Origin of the sequence: Neorhizobium phenanthreniclasticum (assembly GCF_040066075.1) — a bacterium.
In the GTDB taxonomy this organism is placed as follows: Bacteria; Pseudomonadota; Alphaproteobacteria; order Rhizobiales; family Rhizobiaceae; genus Neorhizobium; species Neorhizobium petrolearium.
The window spans coordinates 118,802-136,385 of sequence record NZ_JBEAAL010000006.1; the positions used below are offsets into that span (position 1 = coordinate 118,802).

At 61.7% G+C, this 17,584-nt stretch carries 14 protein-coding genes; 3 read left to right on the top strand and 11 right to left on the bottom strand.

Annotated elements, in window-relative coordinates; all coding sequences use genetic code 11:
- Window positions 1-58: 58 nt before the first annotated feature.
- The 8 genes from ABK249_RS10615 to ABK249_RS10650 all read right to left on the bottom strand — a co-directional run bounded on the left by ABK249_RS10615 (window position 59) and on the right by ABK249_RS10650 (window position 9,423).
- The gene (locus ABK249_RS10615) at window positions 59-679 is read right to left on the bottom strand and encodes a YdeI/OmpD-associated family protein (RefSeq protein WP_227702367.1); all 621 of its coding nucleotides are present in this window, start codon (window positions 677-679) and stop codon (window positions 59-61) included.
- A gap of 160 nt (window positions 680-839) precedes the next feature.
- Window positions 840-1,673, bottom strand: a complete 834-nt coding sequence (gene rsmA, locus ABK249_RS10620) for a 16S rRNA (adenine(1518)-N(6)/adenine(1519)-N(6))-dimethyltransferase RsmA (protein WP_227702368.1) — start codon at window positions 1,671-1,673, stop codon at window positions 840-842.
- A complete protein-coding gene (pdxA, locus tag ABK249_RS10625; RefSeq protein ID WP_037150544.1) occupies window positions 1,673-2,698 on the bottom strand; it encodes a 4-hydroxythreonine-4-phosphate dehydrogenase PdxA in 1,026 nt (341 codons plus the stop codon). The genes rsmA and pdxA overlap by 1 nt, the downstream gene beginning before the upstream one ends.
- Window positions 2,699-2,712: 14 nt before the next feature.
- Window positions 2,713-3,654 (bottom strand): SurA N-terminal domain-containing protein, encoded by a 942-nt coding sequence (locus ABK249_RS10630; protein ID WP_152601115.1) that lies wholly within the window; start codon window positions 3,652-3,654, stop codon window positions 2,713-2,715.
- A gap of 144 nt (window positions 3,655-3,798) precedes the next feature.
- Entirely contained in the window at window positions 3,799-6,135 is a 2,337-nt protein-coding gene (locus ABK249_RS10635; RefSeq protein WP_348862837.1) for an LPS-assembly protein LptD, read from the bottom strand.
- A complete protein-coding gene (gene lptG / locus ABK249_RS10640; RefSeq protein WP_037150549.1) occupies window positions 6,135-7,223 on the bottom strand; it encodes an LPS export ABC transporter permease LptG in 1,089 nt (362 codons plus the stop codon). The genes ABK249_RS10635 and lptG overlap by 1 nt, the downstream gene beginning before the upstream one ends.
- Window positions 7,220-8,392 carry an LPS export ABC transporter permease LptF gene (lptF, locus tag ABK249_RS10645; RefSeq protein ID WP_037150552.1) on the bottom strand — a complete coding sequence of 391 codons (1,173 nt, stop codon included), beginning with the start codon at window positions 8,390-8,392 and terminating at the stop codon, window positions 7,220-7,222. The genes lptG and lptF overlap by 4 nt, the downstream gene beginning before the upstream one ends.
- Window positions 8,393-8,502: 110 nt before the next feature.
- Window positions 8,503-9,423 carry a phosphatase PAP2 family protein gene (locus ABK249_RS10650; RefSeq protein WP_348862840.1) on the bottom strand — a complete coding sequence of 307 codons (921 nt, stop codon included), beginning with the start codon at window positions 9,421-9,423 and terminating at the stop codon, window positions 8,503-8,505.
- A 104-nt stretch (window positions 9,424-9,527) separates the two neighbouring features.
- Between ABK249_RS10650 and ABK249_RS10655 the strand changes: the two genes are divergently transcribed.
- Both ABK249_RS10655 and ABK249_RS10660 read left to right on the top strand, forming a co-directional pair.
- Window positions 9,528-11,018, top strand: coding sequence for a leucyl aminopeptidase (locus ABK249_RS10655; RefSeq protein WP_348862841.1), 1,491 nt, complete (start codon window positions 9,528-9,530; stop codon window positions 11,016-11,018).
- Window positions 11,018-11,467 carry a DNA polymerase III subunit chi gene (locus ABK249_RS10660; protein WP_037150556.1) on the top strand — a complete coding sequence of 150 codons (450 nt, stop codon included), beginning with the start codon at window positions 11,018-11,020 and terminating at the stop codon, window positions 11,465-11,467. Before ABK249_RS10655 ends, ABK249_RS10660 begins: the two co-directional genes overlap by 1 nt.
- A 37-nt stretch (window positions 11,468-11,504) precedes the next feature.
- On the opposite strand, the gene ABK249_RS10665 is transcribed toward ABK249_RS10660, so the two are convergent.
- From ABK249_RS10665 to ABK249_RS10675, 3 genes are all read right to left on the bottom strand, one after another.
- A complete protein-coding gene (locus ABK249_RS10665; protein ID WP_348862842.1) occupies window positions 11,505-13,547 on the bottom strand; it encodes a prolyl oligopeptidase family serine peptidase in 2,043 nt (680 codons plus the stop codon).
- Window positions 13,548-13,653: 106 nt separating this feature from the next.
- Window positions 13,654-15,537, bottom strand: coding sequence for an ABC-F family ATP-binding cassette domain-containing protein (locus ABK249_RS10670; protein WP_348862891.1), 1,884 nt, complete (start codon window positions 15,535-15,537; stop codon window positions 13,654-13,656).
- A gap of 76 nt (window positions 15,538-15,613) precedes the next feature.
- The gene (locus tag ABK249_RS10675; protein WP_348862843.1) at window positions 15,614-16,642 is read right to left on the bottom strand and encodes a GGDEF domain-containing protein; all 1,029 of its coding nucleotides are present in this window, start codon (window positions 16,640-16,642) and stop codon (window positions 15,614-15,616) included.
- A gap of 226 nt (window positions 16,643-16,868) precedes the next feature.
- On the opposite strand from ABK249_RS10675, the gene ABK249_RS10680 reads away from it, so the two are divergent.
- Window positions 16,869-17,558 carry a glutathione S-transferase family protein gene (locus ABK249_RS10680; protein WP_037150560.1) on the top strand — a complete coding sequence of 230 codons (690 nt, stop codon included), beginning with the start codon at window positions 16,869-16,871 and terminating at the stop codon, window positions 17,556-17,558.
- The last annotated feature ends 26 nt before the right edge of the window (window positions 17,559-17,584 follow it).

The window sequence follows — 17,584 nt, forward strand, 5'->3', positions numbered from 1 at the left end:
GGCTGGCCGGCGGATTGACCGGCCGCGCGGCTTGCTTGCCGCCATTGGAAATTTCGGCTCACCGCTCCATCGCACCCTTTCCTGCAAGGATGTGATTGCGGAATTTGGCAATGCGCGAAATTCGCGTTTCGGACTTCTTCACCGAGCTGAGATTGATCGCATAGCTTTTCTGCCGCCCCGGCGTCAGGTTGTGAAAGGCCTCTGCAAGTTCGGGATCGGAATCCAGAGCCTCGACCAGTTCGTCAGGCAGTTCGATATCGCCTTGTTCTTTTGGCGGTTTGATGCCCGCCTCCGCATAGCCCATCGCCTCGTTCAGATAGGACAGGATGACCGGCTCCATCTTCGCCACCTGTGCGTTGTCGACAAAGCGGATCATGTCGGGGTGCCGGGTATTCGGCCCCTGTTTTTCAAGCACGCCTTCGGGGTCTTTCATCAGCGCTGCGTTAAAGAAACTGAGGCGAAAATCGCCGCGGAAGGCACCGAAGATCACGATATTGCGACCTTCATGCATGTAACACGGATGCCCCCATTTCACCGTCTCGACGAGGCCTGAACTGAGACAGATCCGGCGAAGTTCACTCAGTCCATGGGCCCATTGCCGCGTCGAGCAATCCGGTGTCGCAAAGCGTTCGCAGCGTCCGCATCCCTTCGTAAAGAAGTCTTCGATTTCAGTGATCATTTCCCTTGCCCAATATCCCTTCGTAACTTTGGCCGCTTCAAGCATCTCAAGCCGATGCGTTAGCCTGCTGGCCGGAAGCGGAATACCGGCGAACTCCGTGACACGCCGAAGCCATCCGCCGCTGGCGGGTGGCTTGGCGGTAAGCTACGAAGTCGTGGCCTCAGAGGCAATTCGCCAGCCGCACGAACTCTTCCACGGATAATGTTTCCGCCCGTCTCGACGGGTCGATGCCCGCCTTGACGAGCAGGGACTCGCCGCCGAGCGGTTTAAGGCTCTGGCGCAGCATTTTCCGCCGCTGGCCGAAGGCGGCTTGCGTCACCCGTTCCAGCTTGCCCACGTCGCAGGGCAGAGGATTCTGCCTTGGCGTCAGATGTACGACGGTCGATGTCACCTTCGGTGGCGGGCTAAATGCCTGCGGCGGCACGTCGAAGACCATGCGCGCCTCCGTCCGCCAGCCGGCGAGCACGCCGAGGCGACCGTAGTGGTCGTCGTCCTCGTCGGCGACGATCCTGAGCCCCACTTCCCTCTGGAACATCAGCGTCAGACTTTCCCAGAAGGGCGGCCATTGCCCGTTTTCCGGAAGCAGCCAGTTGAGGAGAAGCTGTGTGCCGACATTGTAGGGCAGGTTGGCGATGATCTTCACCGGCCCTTCGGGCGCGAGCGCCGCGAAATCGGTCTTCAGCGCGTCGCCTTCGATGACCTCCAGCCGGCCGGGATAGTGGTCGCCGATCTCGGCGAGTGCCGGCAGACAGCGGCTGTCACGCTCGATCGCGATGACCTTCTTCGCGCCGAGCGACAGGATCGCGCGGGTCAGCCCGCCGGGGCCGGGGCCGACCTCGAAGACGGTGACGCCGTCGAGCGGTCCGGCGCTGCGGGCGATCTTCTGGGTGAGGTTGAGGTCGAACAGAAAATTCTGGCCGAGCGCCTTCCTGGCGTCGAGCCCGTAACGCTGGATGACGTCACGCAGCGGCGGCAGGCCATCGAGTGTAGCCATCAGGCGGAGGCTTTCGAAGCGAGATCACCGGCGAGCTTGAGCGCCTCGACAAGGCTGGTCTCGCGGGCAATGCCCTGGCCGGCAATGCCGAAGGCGGTGCCGTGATCCGGTGAGGTGCGGATGAAGGGCAGTCCGAGCGTCACGTTGACGGACGTGTCGAAGCCGAGCGCCTTGGCCGGGATGAGCGCCTGGTCGTGATACATGCAGATCGCCACGTCGTAACGGGCGCGCGCCTCGTCGTGGAACATGGTGTCGGCCGGCAGCGGCCCGAAGACGTGGATGCCCTCGGCGCGCAGCTTGAAGACCGCCGGATGGATGACCTCCTGGTCCTCGCGCCCGATCGCTCCGTCCTCGCCCGCATGCGGGTTGAGCCCCGCGACGGCAAGCCGCGGCCTCTCTATGCCGAAGCGTGTCCTGAGATCGTGATCGGCGATCCGGCAGGTCTCTTCGATCAGCGTCTGGGTGAGCACCGTCGGCACGTCCTTGATCGGGATGTGGATCGTGACTGGAATGGCCCTGAGCTTCGGCCCGGCCAGCATCATCACCGGCATCGTTTTTTTACCGGTCGCTTTTTCGGCAAGATCGGCCAGGAACTCCGTGTGTCCCGGGAAACCGAACCCTGCCTGATAGAGGATCGACTTGGCGATCGGATTGGTGACGGTGCCGGCAGCCTTGCCTTCGAAGCAGAGGGATACCGCCTTTTCGATCGCGTCGATCGTGCCTTTTGCAGTCGCCACATGCGGTTCGCCGGCTGCAACCTCCGCGCCGGCCGGGATGGGCAGGACGGGGAGCGCATCCTGAAAGATGGAGATGGCTCTCTCGGTATCCGCTTCCCGGATCGGCACGTCGAGGCCAAGCAGCGCGGCGCGCGATTTCAGGACCGCCGGATCGCCGAGGAAAAGGAATGGCGGCAGGCTGTGCCGTTCGCGCGAAACCCAGGCGGCAAGCGTGATGTCGGGGCCGATGCCGGCGGGATCGCCCTGGGTCAGCGCCAAAGGGCGGTCGAGCGGACGATCAAGCGGCATGGGCACTCCGGTTGTCAGCGGTATTCGATCTGCGCCTTGCCGCGCAGTTCGTCGAGATACTTCTTGTCGTTAGGGTTCTGCCCTTCCTTCTGCGCCTTGGTGAGGTCTTCGGCTCGGAAGACCACTTCAGCCGCGAAGTCGTCGGAAACCTGGCGCTGGTTGCAGATGGCGAGGAACTCGACACCGCGCTCGGTGACGCGAGTAGCCGTGGTTCCGCCGGAAGCCTTCTCGACCAGTGGCTTCCATTCCGCCGGCAGTTCGGGGGCGAGGATGCGGCCGAGATCGCGAACGGAAACGTCCAGCATCGTTGCTGCGAACTGCTTGGACTGTTCACAGCCCGGGAACTTGGAGCGGGAGGCGTTGGCTTCCTTCTGGCGTTTGCCGAGGATGGCGTTGCGCTTGGCCGGCGGCACGACGAAGATGATCTGCTTCAGGAAATATTCCGTCGTCACCGGCTTTTCCTTGTTCTCCATCATGCGCGTGACGAGTTCCTGGCTCGACATGCGGCCGCGGCCGCTGCCATAACGGGCGTTGACAAGGCGCGGCCAGCTCATCTGCACGGCGATGTAGTTCTTGAAATGCTCCACCCCGACGCCGGCCCGATCAAGGATCTGGCCCATCTGCTGCGCGTTCATCTTGTTGCTGGCGGCGAAGCGCTCGAAGGCCTTGTCGACGTCGTCGGTGCTGACCGACATTCTCATCCGGGCGACCTCCTGGCGCTTCAGGATTTCCTCGACCATCGCCTCCCGGGCCGTCTTGGTGTCGGCCTTCTGGCGCTGCAGCCGAAGGAAGGCTGCGCGGCGAGCGACATCGGTGCTGGTGATCGGCGTTCTATTGACGACCGCTGCAATCTCGCTGGCGGCCTGGGCCTGTTGGACGACCGGCTGAACGACGACGGAGGCGGCCAGTACGGCCACGGCCAGCGCCAGCCTGCGCGTTGCGGTCATTGCAAACATGATACCAATTCCTTTCCCGCCCCGGTCGGCACTCTGCCCGACCGGCCTCGTTCTCATACTATATTTGCGCCCGCTTGCACAATTCTTGCGGCGAAACGATGACGCCGATCAGTCCGGACCCGGGGTTTTCGTATTCACGACGGGTTACTGGTACTGGTAATCCTGGTCGTAATCGGCAGTGTTCGAGCCGATATTGATGTCGCCAAGCGTGCGGAAGCTGAGGCGGGCGCTGACGGTCCAGTCGTTGGCCGCCGTGTCCGACGGCTTGTCCGTATAGGCGAGCGTGAAGATCGTGCACTCGTCCGCATAGCTGACGCCTATCCCGCGCTTGATGATCTCCTTGTCGGCGAGATCCCAGGTCGCCGTGCCGGCGATCGCCCAATTCTCGTTGATGCGGAATCTCATCGACTGCTTGAGCACGTCGTTCGCTTCGTCGGAACCATATTCCGGCTGCGGATCGACCTGCGTGTAGACGAGCGTCCCCTGCAGGCGAGGCATCGTGTAGCTGAGCGAAGCATCGGTGCGTTTGACTGCGAAGGTCTTCTCGTCGAACCGGGTGTTGACGCCGATCGTGAAGCCCTGCGGCAGGTCGACGGCTGCCATGGCAACATAGTCGGAAACGTCGGTTTCCAGGCCGGAATTGGCGCCCGCGTGCACGAGGTCCTCGGTGGCAAAGGAATTCTGTCCGCCGAGATGATAGGATTGACCGAAAATGCTTCTCACGCCGATGCCGTTCGCAAACAACCCGGTGTAACGAATGCCGACATTGGCGCGCGTGCCGCCTTCGATCCGATCGAAGCCGGAGAACTTGTCGCGTTCGAAGAGGGTGGTCGCGTCGAAGACGAAGCTCTGGGCATCTTCGTTTGGCAGGCCTCCGGCCATCTGTTCGTCGGGGCGCACGAAAATCTGCGTGATCGGTTCGATGATATGGCTGCTCTCGCCGTAAGTCATCAGGATCGGATAGCGGGCTTCGAGGCCGGCTGTGACCATGTAGCGGCCATCGCTGCCTTCCGACTCGAGGTCGCCGAGATAGATGCCGCCCGGAACGTTCGATGCAGTGTGGCGCAGTCCGTCTGCCCGCGCGGCCAGAATCGGCGTCAGCAGGAGGCCGTTGAACGTGTTGAAGGTGCGCTTCCATTCGGTCTCGACGGTGAAGCGGCTGTAGCTGCCTTCGAGGCCCGGAAAGCGGTCGGTCGTGCCTTCGGTATACCAATCGTCCTCGCGGCGGGACAGATTGGTGAGGTTGGCGGTGATGGAGAACTCGCCGCCCAGGATCGGCTCCGGAGCGTAATAGCTGTAGTCGAGCGACGGGTAGACGATCGCCTGCTGTTGTTCGACCGTACTGAGCGATGCGTCGTCCTGCACGTCGAAGTAATAGGCGTGCAGGTCGAAATAGTTCCGGGTACCGAGTCCCGTCAGGTAGACGTCGTTGGTGAACGTGTCGGCCTTGACACCCGTAAGATCGTAGGTACGCGAAAAATTGTTGTCGCTCTGGACCATGACATCCCAGCCGAAGGTCCAGCGGGGATTGATCTGAAATTCGCCTTTCGAGGCGGCCATGAAACGGTTTTCCGCCTGTGCGTCGCTGCTGCCGAGGTCGAAGGCGTCCGGATTCTGCTGATGGATTCCGGCGAAGCGGAAAGTATGGTCGCCGCTCTCGAACTTGTTGCGGATCTCACCCTGGAGCAGCAAGCCCTGGTTGGAATAGTAGGTCGGGCTGAGCGTGGCGTCCATGCTCGGCGAAAAGACGTGATAGTAAGGCACCGTCACGCCGAAGCCGAGATTGTCGCTCGCGGAAAATTGCGGGAAGAGGAGGCCGGACTTGCGCTCGACCGTTTCGTCCGGCACCTCGATGGCGAAGGGCAACCTGCCGATCGGCAAACCAAAAAGTTCGAACTGTGCGTTCTCGAGGCGAATCGTGTGGGTCTGGCCGTTGCGGACGACCCGTTCGGCCTTGACCTGCCAGAGCGGCGCCTTGCCGGGCGTCCGGGTACAGGGAAGGCACGCGGTATAGACCGAATTGTTCAAGACCATCAGGTCGCCGGGCTGGCGTTCGGCGCTTTCGGCCGCAAGACGGGTATTGTCGGTCGTCTCGACGCGGAGCGCATTGATGAAGCCTTCGCCGAAATCGTCCGTCACATCGAGCGCGTCCGCATAGACGCGGTTTCCGCCGGACTCGACCAGCTCGATATTGCCGGTCGCCATGACGCGGCCGGTCTTCTGGTCGTACTGAACGCGCTGCGCCACCATGCGGTAACGGTTGTAATACATCTGCACGCCACCGGAGGCGGTGACCTGCTGGGCATCCTGATTGTAGATGAGTTCATTGGCACGCAGGAGAAGCTTGGCGTCATCCGCGGGCGCAGGAACCAGACTCTGTGCATGCACAGTCGTTGCCGATACGCCGAGAACGCATAAAGACACACCTGTCAGCAGGGCGGCGGCGAGCCGTCTTATGTTTTTGCGGTCACTTGCCGCCACTAGCCATCCTCCTGGTGAAGCAGAATAGTCATCCCCAACGCCGTCGCGACGATGACTGGAACCCAGACTGCCACGAAGGGAGGAATCGCCCCGCTGCTCCCAAATGCCTTCACAAGCACGGTTACGACATAAAGCACGAAGCCGGAAACTATTCCACCCAGAATCATGGAGCGGGACTGGGCGAACCGGCTGAATTTTAATGAGACTGTTGCAGCAATGAGAGTCATCGCCATGAGCAGGATCGGCATGGAGAGCAGGGAGTGATACTGCGTCTCGAGCGCCTTGGTGGATATGCCGAAGGATTTGCTCACCTCGATTTTTCTGGAAAGATCAAAGAACGCAACGGTTTCCGGCTGCGCCAGGCTCTCCTGGATATATTCCTGCCTCAAGTTGGTGCGAACCTGTGCAGTCTCGCGACGGGCGGGGATTTCTCCAGGCCGGTTTTCCAGAACGTCGTTAAGAAGCCAGTAACCATTTTCCAATTTTGCGGTCTTGGCGTCCTGCCGCATGATGACGCGGCCATCCTTGTCGAAGTGGAACACGACGACGTCGATGAGGAATGTTCCTTCCTCCTGATAGCTCTTGGCGCCGATGATCGTATCCTCGTCGCCGCTGATCTGACGGATCCACGGAACGAATTTTGAGGCACGGGAACGGTTGCTCGCCTCGCGCCAACTCGCCTCCATCGAGATCGATTCGCGCTGGCCCCAGGCGGCGAGCGGATTGATGATGAGAAGCGTGGCAAGGCCGATCAGGAAGGCGCCGGCGATGAAGGGCGCTATGAACTGCCAGACCGAGATGCCGGCAGCCCGGGTCACCACCAGTTCGTAGCGCCGGTTGAGCGCGATCAGCACTGTCATGCCGATGAAGAGGCTGAGTGTCGGGATGGTCTGCTGCAGGATGAGCGGCACGCGCATCGCGGTCATCAGGAGGCCGCTATAGACCGTATAGCCTACGAAGCCGGACATGCGGCGGCTCGTTTCGCTGAAATCCGCAAGGAAGATGATGGCGCTGACGCCGAGCAGGAACCAGAGCGCAGTCGCGATATAGCGGCGGAAGAAATACCGCCCCAGCGTCGAGAAGATCATGCCGCGCCTCCATCCGGGGTGCGGGAAGCGAAGCGGCGTTGCAGGTTGCCCGTGAGGTGCGAGATGCCACGGGCGAGGATGCCGGGAATCGCAAATTGTCGGTTGGTGGCCAGCATGTAGATGGCGATCAGGGAACTGATCAGCGGAACCATGTAGGGAAGGGGAGCATAAAGCGGATGACGCTCCACGAAATTGGTTGCGGAGAAACCCAGCCACCGGATGAAGAAGGCAAGGAAGAGCGCATGGACCATCGGATGCACCCGCGCCTGGCGGTGCGAGCGCGTGCTGCCCGCGGCGACCAGCGACAGAAGCGCGAAGGTGATCGGGTATAGCCAATCCGAGAGGCGGCGATGCAGCTCTCCACGGAAGGAAGCGGGCGATTTCTGGTAGAGCGGGTCGTTCGGATCCGGATTGAGCAGGAAGGCAAGGCTGCGATCGGCGGAATATTGCGGCAGTCCGCCTTCCGACTTCGCCATGGCCGAAAGATCGAAGGCATAGGAGACGAATTTGATGATCGAAACGCGCCCGTCGGCGGATTTGCGATGCACTTCGCCGTCGCGCATGGTGAGCGTCGTGCCGTTTTCGTCGATCGATCCTTCACGGGCATAGTAGATAAGGTCGAAGTTCGGGTCGCGATAGTCCACCACGAACAGGCCCTTGAGAACACGGCCGGAATGGCGCTCCGAAATCTGGACGTAAAGCCCGTCCTCGATGCTGCGGAAGGTCTTTTCCTCGATCACCGACGAAAGCAGGTCGGCGTAAGCCGCAGCGACCATCTGGCGGGCTGCCACACGCGAGGGCGGCTCGACGAAGTTCGTCACCAGGAAGGAGAACAGGCTGAGCACGATTCCGAGCATCAGCACCGGCCGGTAGATGATGTCGCGAGAGGCTCCTGCCGCATCTATGACCGGCAGTTCCGAATCGTTGTTCATTGCCGTCAGCGTCTGGGTGATGCCGATGACGAGCGCGAAAGGCACGACGACGGGAATGATGGTCGGCAGGATATAGGTGGCAAGCGTCGCGAACGAGCCCATCGACTGGCCGGTGTCGGTGACCAGATTGATGCGTCCGAGCACCTGGATGGTCCAGATGATGGTGAGCACGGGAACGAGCGTCACCAGGAACATCTGGAAAATCCGGCGCAGTATGTAGCGTTCGAGAAGCTTCATCGAGGCCTAGACATGTTACGTTGCACCACCCGGGTGATGACCTCGTCACACCACTGATGGCAGCCGCGCCTATCTAAGCGATCCAGAGCGGGTTTGCGACAGGGGTGGTGTCACAAATTTGTTTGAAGCTCTCGTTTTCTTTCGCGTTGTGACATTTCGAAACACGCTGCCACGCAGGCATAGATGACCAGCGAGGACAGCCAGCCGAGCGTGACATCCGAGAAATAATGGCCGCCGAAGGCGACGCGGAGCGCCGGCGAGATCAGTGAGATGGTGATGAGCGGCGGTCCTAGAATCGGGCGCAACGGCTTCGGTATCAGCACGACCAGGCAGGCCAGCCATCCGGCGCCGGCGGCCTCGCCGGAAACGAAGGAACAGTTGTTGGCGCAGGCACCCTGGAAGTCTCCGGCCGGCATGAAGACGTGCCTGCCGCCGAAGAAATCGGTTTGATAGGGGCGCGGCCGGTCTGATATCTCCTTCAGGATCATGTTGACCACCACGAGCGGGCCAAGCAGGAAGCCGGTCAGGGCGATCGAGTAATCGCGTGTCTTGCGTCTGCAATATGTGGTGCCATGGTGCTGAAGATTGGCGAGCAGGCGATAGAGCAGATAGATCGCAACGAGCGCAGGCAGGTAAAAGAATATGCGCCGGATGACGATGAATACGGCCTGCGTACCGTAGGGAAAGCTGCCGCAGATCTGGCCTTGGATGTCCAAGCCGCCGCAAACGGATTTGATGAAGAAGGCGTGCGCGACCCAGATATCGATCTGTGGAAACAGATAGAAGATTGCCAGCAGCGACCACCAAGCCCCGAAGAGCACGATAAACCAGCCTGAAGGTCTCGAAAGGAACTGTCTGACGGTCATGGCTAGAATTTCTTGAACAGCTGGTTGTGCCGAATTGTTGATTTCCGATAAGGGCCCCCGCGCGGAACTTAGTACAACATTGATCGGAATGAAATCGGGTGATTCTATTTCTTCGTTTCGCATGCGAATGTGAAAGGTTTTTGATGCTCGCATACGAATCGCCATGAAACGTTCTCGCGCCTGTGAAGGCGGAAGCGGATCGCCACCTTGCGTTCGCGCTGAAACGGTGATGATCTCGGCTCCTTCTTCGAGAGTCTTCTGGAGCCGCAATGTCCGTGAAATTCGATATCTCCTTCGCCAAGTCCGCCAAGATCGACGGTGGACTTGCCATCCAGCTCAAACTTGCCGGCGATGGACCGGCGGCAGGTGCTGCCGACGTCGATCCGGCCGGCATCGTCGCAAGGGCGGCGGAGATTGGAAAATTCTCCGGCAAGGCGATGACGACACTAGACATCATCGCGCCGCAGGGCTCGCCGGCCGACCGGCTCGTCGTGCTGGGCCTCGGCAAGGCGGATGCCTTGACGGCTTATGACTGGCTGAAGGCGGGTGGCGTTGCCGTCGCCGCGGTCAAATCGATGTCCAAGGTGACCATTTTTGCGGATGCCCCCGGTTTGCAGGTCGGCGGCGAACAGGTGGCAGGCCTTGCGCTCGGCATGCTGCTGCGCAGCTACAGTTTCGATGCTTTCAAGACGAAGAAGCAAGATGACGAAGACAAGGCGCCGAAGACGGTGAAGGTAACGATCGTCACCGGCGAGCATGCGGCCGCCAAGAAGGCCTTCGCCGAATCGGAAGCGATCGCCGGCGGGGTCACCCTGGCGCGCGAACTCGTCAATCTGCCGCCGAACGCGCTCGGCCCGGTCGAATTCGCCGACAGGGCCAGGGATCTGGAAAAGCTCGGCGTCGATGTGGAGATCCTGACCGAGAAGGAGATGAAGAAGCTCGGCATGGGCGCGCTGCTCGGCGTCGCCCAGGGCTCGGCGCGGCCTCCGCGGCTTGCGATCATGCAATGGAAGGGCGGCAAGACGAAGGACGCGCCGGTCGCCTTTGTCGGCAAGGGCGTCGTCTTCGATACCGGCGGTATTTCCATCAAACCCGGCGCCGGCATGGAGGACATGAAGGGCGACATGGGCGGCGCGGCTGCCGTGATCGGCCTCATGCACACGCTCGCCGCCCGCAAGGCGAAGGTCAACGCGGTCGGCATTCTCGGTCTCGTTGAGAACATGCCGGACGGCAATGCACAGCGCCCGGGCGACATCGTCACCACGATGTCCGGCCAGACGATCGAGATCATCAATACGGATGCAGAGGGCCGTCTCGTGCTTGCCGATGCGCTCTGGTACTGCAACGACCGCTTCAAGCCGCGCTTCATGATCAATCTTGCGACGCTGACGGGCGCGATCGTCGTGGCGCTCGGCAACCTGCATGCCGGGCTCTTCTCGAACGATGACGCGCTGGCGGGCCAGCTCAGCGCTGTCGGCGAAGTGACGGGCGAAAAGCTGTGGCGCATGCCGCTCGGCAAGGATTACGACAAGCTGATCGATTCGAAGTTCGCCGACATGAAAAACACGGGCGGCCGCCAGGCCGGGTCGATCACCGCGGCGCAGCTCCTGAAGCGCTTCGTCGGCGAGACCCCCTGGGCGCATCTCGATATCGCCGGCACGGCGATGAATTCGCCGGCAAACGAGATCAACCAGTCCTGGGGCTCGGGTTACGGCGTGCGCCTTCTGGACGAACTGGTGCGGGCGCACTACGAAGGCTGATGACTGAAATCCTGTTTTACCATCTGACCGAGTCCAAGCTCGAGGACGCTCTTCCGGCGCTGCTCGAAAAGAGTGTCGAGAGAGGCTGGAAGGTGGTTGTGCAGACGAGCGGAGAGGCGCGGCGGGATTTTCTCGACGCGCATCTCTGGACCTTTCGCGAGGACAGCTTTCTGCCGCATGGCACGGATACGGCGCCGATGGCCGAGGCCCAGCCGGTGCTTTTGACCGCCGAAGCGGAAAACGGCAATGGCGCCAACGTGCGTTTCCTGGTCGACGGCGCCGAGCCGCCGTTGGTCGAAACCTATCAACGGATCGTCTTCATGTTCGACGGCTACGACGCCGCGCAACTCGAAAATGCCCGCGCCCAATGGAAGAAGCTGAAGGGCGAGGGGCATACGCTCACCTACTGGCAGCAGTCGGAGGAAGGGCGCTGGGTCAAGAAGGCTTGATACGGTCCGTGCTCACGTCGCGCGGTCGCCGTTCCGGTCAGCCGCTCATGATCGTCTGGCGCAGAAAGCTGTAGCCCATCGCCAGGCGGGCGGCTTGCTCCGAGGAATCACCCGCGCCGCCATGTCCGCCGGAACCATATTCATGGAACAGCGGTGTATGTCCCGCCTCGATCAGCCGCCTGGCGAAGCGGCGGGCGTGGGAGGGATGGACCCGGTCGTCATTGGATGAGCTTTCGATATAGACCGGTGGATAGCTGATCTCGGCGGTCGGCTTCACCTGGTGCAGCGGCGAATAGCCGAGCATGTATTCAAGATCGGCTTCGACGTCGGGATTGCCGTACTCGTCCATCCAGGCTTTGCCGGCGGGGAAGACGTGGAAGCGCGACATGTCGATTACGGGCACGCGGGTCCAGACAGCGCCGAAATCCTCTGGGTATCGCGTCAGCATAACGGCCGTCAGCAGGCCGCCATTGCTGCCGCCGGTGCAAGCGATGCGCGACGGTTTGGTGTAGCCCCGCCTGACGAGATCTCGGGCGACCGCCACGAAATCCTCGAATGCCTTGTGACGACCGCGGCCCTTGGCGACGTGGTGCCAGTCAGGCCCGAGTTCTCCGCCGCCGCGTATATAGGCCTGCACATAGGCGCCGCCATGTTCCAGCCATAGGCCGTTATTGCCCGAATAGTAGGGCGCGAGGGGCGAGGCAAAGCCGCCATAGCCATACATCAGCACGGGCAGTTCGCCCTTGGTCCAGGTCTTGGGGAAAGCGATGTGATAGGGCACTTTCGTCCCGTCTTCCGACGTGGCTTCCAGGAGTTCGGTGCGCATGCCTTCGGCATCGAAATAGGCCGGCGCTGTGCCGGTCAGAACGAGTTCCGGCTTTCGGCTTCGCCCGGTCAGGTCCAGGCGGTAGGTGCTGTAGGGCAGGAGAAAACCCTGGCCGATGACGGTCAGCACTTCTTCACCAAGCGTCAGGTCCGCATCGAGCAACCGGAAGTTCACGGTCTGCAATTCGGGCGGCAGCGGCAACTCCTCCGGTTCGGCATCCGCCTTGGTCAGATCGAACAGGTAAAACTTCGGGACCATCCGGTCGCTGACGATGAAGAGGGCCCATGTCTTGAGTAGCGCCATCTGGGCGATCGATTGCCCGTCTCTCGGCGTGAACAGCACGCGCGGTTCCCCGAGCAAATTGTCCGAGAACGGCGCAATGCCCTGCAGGATAAGGCTGCCGGTCGGGAAACGCTCGTCCGTCTTGACGCGCCAGAGGATATGGCTGTGATTGATCGAGTAGTCGATCTCGGTCGGCAGGTCGAGGCGGCGGATCTCGCCCTTGCCGTCACGCAGATGCACGCTCACCTTGCCGATCTCGTGGCCAATGAAGAAGACTTCTATTGGCCGCTCGCCCGGCTTGCCGCGCCAAAAGAGGGGATCGATGGAGAAGGCCGACCCGTAGACGTCGTCTTTGCCGGCCTCGAAATAGACAGGTGCATCCTGGGGATTCTGCCCACGCCTCAATCGGCGACCGACCCGCGGCCAACCCGAGCGGGTGGCGGAGTTCTCGTCAACCGAACCGAAATAGGCGATCTCGTCGCGGCTCAGCCAGCTTGCATGGGCGCGCGCGGCGGGCGTATCGAAGCCGCCTTCGACAATCGCCCTGGCCGCCGTGTCGAATTCGATGAGCCGCAAAAGATCGGAGCCACCGTCCGAGAGAATGAGCAGCACCAGCGTTGGCTCGAACGGACAGGTGATCGCGCCGTAATAGATCCAGCGTTTGCCCTCTTGCCTGCAGAAGGCATCGAGGTCGAAGACCGTTTCCCAGTCAGCGTCTGAACGCGGCTCCTGATCCGCCGGGAGCCGACGCCAGATGCCGAGCGGATTGTCTTTGGTGCGATGATAGTCGAAGAGCCAACTGCCGCGCCGGCTGGGCACGATCAGCCGGTCCTCGCGTTCGAACATCGCCTTGACGATGTCGCGGTCCTTCTCGAATTCCGGTGTCTGCAACTGCTCGTCGGAAGCCTTGTTCAGCTCCGCCACAAAGGCAAGTGTCTTCGGATCGTCATCGGTTTCAAGGAAAAGGTCCATGGCGGGTCTCCAGTCAGGAAGCCATACGTATGGTCCAGAAGCGCGATGGGCAACCGCTGCGATCGTCATTCCGGGTTGAGCGGTGCAGGTTTTGATGAGGCGGCGCTCAGCCCGCCATCGCATCTTCGTATTCGGAAGAAAGCATCAGCCATTCTTCTTCTGCAGCCGAGAGCTTTGACGCCGCTTCGCCGCGCTCCTTGGCCTTCTGCGCAGCCTTGGCGGGAGCCTTGTCGTAGAGCGCCGGATCTGCAAGCTCTTTATCAAGAGCCTGAATCTGCTTCTCCAGCTTCGCGGTCAAGGCCTCGATTTCATTGATCTTTTTCTTGAGCGGCGCGAGCGAGGCGCGCTTTTCGGCATTCGCCTTGCGCTGATCCGATTTCGAGGCGGGCTCATCGGCAGCCTGCGGCTTGTCATCCTTCCTGCGGCCGGCCGAGACGATCAGGTCGCGATATTCCTCAAGGTCGCCCTCGAAAGGTTTCACCGTGCCCTCGTTGACCAGCCAGAGGCGATCGACCGTCGCTTCGATCAGGTGTCGGTCGTGCGAAATCAGGATGACGGCGCCATCATAATCGTTAAGCGCCTCGATCAGCGCCCGGCGGCTGTCGATATCGAGGTGGTTGGTCGGTTCGTCGAGGATCAGCAGATTCGGCGCGTGGAAGGCGGCAAGCCCCATCAGCAGGCGCGCCTTCTCGCCGCCGGACAGGTCTTTCGCCGCGGTCGCCATCTTTTCGGTAGCAAGCCCCATCTGGGCAACGCGGGCGCGTACCTGCGCTTCTCCCGCCTGCGGCATCAGCCGGCGGACATGATCGACGGGCGTCTCATTGGGGATCAGGTCGTCGAGCTGATGCTGGGCGAAGAAGCCGATCTTCAGGCCAGGAGCCAGCTTCATCTCGCCTCCGTCTGCCTGAAGGCGGCCGGAGATGAGTTTCGCGAAGGTCGATTTACCGTTGCCGTTCGAGCCGAGCAGCGCGATGCGGTCGTCATTGTCGATCCTGAGCGTGATGTTCTTCAGGATCGGCTTGCCGGGAACATAGCCGACCGCACCCTTGCTGATCGCGACGATCGGCGAGGCAGGCTGTTTCTCCGGCTCGGGAAAGGTGATCGGCTGGACGTGATCTTCGATGACAGCCGAGACCGTGCCCATCCGCTCCAGCGCCTTGATCCGGCTCTGCGCCTGACGGGCCTTGGAGGCCTTGTAGCGGAAGCGGTCGATATAGCTCTGGATATGTTTCCGCGCCGCGTCGCTCTTGGCCTTCGCCTTCATCTGCAACTCGTCGGCTTCCGCCTTCTGCCGTTCGAACTGGTCGTAGCCGCCGCGGTAGAAAGTGAGCTTCTTCTGGTCGAGATGGACGATCGAGTTGACGGCGTTGTTCAAAAGGTCGCGATCGTGGCTGATGATGATGACCGTATGCGGGTAACGCCGCACATAGTCCTCCAGCCACATGGTGCCTTCGAGGTCGAGATAGTTGGTCGGTTCGTCGAGCAGCAGCAGGTCCGGTTCGGCGAAAAGCACCGCCGCGAGCGCCACGCGCATGCGCCATCCGCCTGAGAACGAAGAGGCGGGACGGTGCTGGGCCTCATGGTCGAAGCCGAGGCCGGAGAGGATGCTCGCCGCGCGCGCTTCCGCCGAATGGGCGTCGATATCGACAAGCCGCATCTGGATCTCGGCGATGCGATGCGGGTCGGTTGCGGTCTCTGCCTCCTGCAGAAGGGCGGTGCGCTCCTTGTCGGCGGAAAGCACGATCGAGATCAGCGACTCCTCGGTGCCGGGCGCTTCCTGCGCCACCTGGCCGATGCGGGCGTTCTTCGGGATGCTCACAGATCCGCTTTCGGCCGCGAGATCACCGGTGATCACCCGGAAGAGCGTCGATTTGCCCGCGCCGTTGCGGCCCACGAGCCCGGCCTTCGCGCCCGCCGGAAGCGTTACGCTGGCATGATCGAGGAGAAGGCGCCCGGCCACGCGGGCGGAGAGTTCGGTGATCGTAATCATGGCCGGCGTTTTGGCCGAAACCGGCCGCGAAGGCAAGACGGGTGCAGGCACCCGCCGCTCCGATTTCGACGCGAAGCTAACGTCTGGCCTGGTCGGGGACGAAAACGGCCGGCCGGCCGTTGGCCTTCGCTGTCTGCAGAGCAGCCGTTGCCTGCAGGCGCAATTGTTGCGGCGAGAACGCGTCCTGCGCCAGGGCAACGCCGATTGAAAGCTCGAGCGTGGCCGCTGTTCGGTCGGAGGCGGCAAAGACCAGGTTGTCGGCGATCGTGGTCATCAGACGCTCGGCGATCGGTTGCACGCTGTCGCGGCTCACGTTGCGGAGCAGGAAGGCGAAATCGCCGCTGCCGATGCGCGCGACGAAATCGTTCTTCTTGATCGCCCTGCGGAAGGTCGTGGCAGCCTTTCTGACAATCCGGCCGGCCGCTGCTTCGCCATAGGTCCGGCTGATGTCCGGAAGATCGGGGATCGTGATCAGGAAGAGTGCCATGCCGTGGTCGTCGGCCGGGGAAGCATAGAGAGCCTCGAGACGTTCGGCGAATGCGGCATGGTTCGGCAGCGAGGTCAGCCGGTCCGTCAGCGTGATGGCGCGGGCGGCTGCAGCTTTCTGGCTGGCGCCGGCAAGGCGGTCTATGCCTGCCTTGAGCGCGGCCTCCAGTTCCGTTTCGGCCACCACCGCATCCGACAGGGAGACGCTCAGGTATTCGATTTCGGCAAGAATATCTCCTGGGCCTGCATCGCTGTCTTCGCGAAGGCTGCGGGCGACGGCTTCGAGGACACGTGTGAAGCCTTGCTTCTGCGTCACGCCGCTCGCCATCTTTTCCTTCAGATCCCGAAGAAGCCTGATTTCCTGATCGCGGGAGGTGGATGGCGCAAGCGCGATGAAGCCCGGCAACTGGTATCTGAGGCCGATCTCATCAAGCAGCGCTTGGGACGGCGAGGAGGGGAGCGACAGCAATTCGCGGGAAAGCGTCGCATCGGCGCCGGAAAGCGCTTCGTGGAAAAGCTCGTAATTGCGCGGCAGACCGCCGACATCCAGCTTCGCCATGCGGCTTACCACCGCCTGCAGGCTTCCGTCCCTCGCTGCCTTGCTGACTTCACCCGCCATATCTCGCTCCCGCGCTCGATCGGATTTATTCGATATCCGCGAAAACTCATGCGTGATCTCCATTTAATATCTCCTGAAAACGGCGCCGCGGCTCGATGACAGGGTTAAAAGAGAGTGGACGGCGCGGCCGGTATGGTTGCCGCGTGATGGGATCCATGAAATTTCCTGACTGGATTTGACGGCCCGTTTGCCTTCACTATTTGCGACCGAAGATCAGGAGCCTGACATGACCCGTATCCTCTATTCCCTCTGCGGCGCCGACGAGAGCCGCCCATTCTCGCCCCATTGCTGGAAGGTCGTGCTGGCGCTTCGCCACAAGGGGCTGGACTTCATCGAGAAGCCGACGCCCTTCACGGAGATACCGGCGCTGGAGAACGGCTTTTCGAAGACCGTGCCGATCCTGAGGGACGGCAACGAACTGATCCGCGACAGTTTCGACATCGCGCTTTACCTGGAGGAGACCTATCCCAACCGGCCGACGCTGTTCGGCGGCGAAGGCGGCAAGGCGCTTTCCCGTTTCGTCGAGCGCTTCTCCCAGACCATCATCCATCCTGCCGTCACCAATATTGCCGTCGCCGACATCCATGACATGCTTGATGAGACCGACCGGATCTATTTCCGCAAGAGCCGGGAGGCCTTCCTCGGCAGGACGCTGGAGGAGATGAGAGCGGGCCGCGACGAGGCGATCGCCGCCTTCGCCGCAAAGCTGGAACCCGTGCGTCAGACGCTGAAATATCAGGAGTTTATCGGTGGTGACGGCCCGCTGTTTGCCGACTACATCCTCTTCGGCGCGCTACAGTGGATGAGGGTTACCACCGGCGCCAAGGTATTTGCCGACGACGATCCGGTCGGGCAGTGGTTCGAACGCTGCCTGGACCTCCATGATGGCGTCGGGCGGCATGTGACAGCCGCGTGAAATTGCCGGAACCCCCTTGTTTCCAG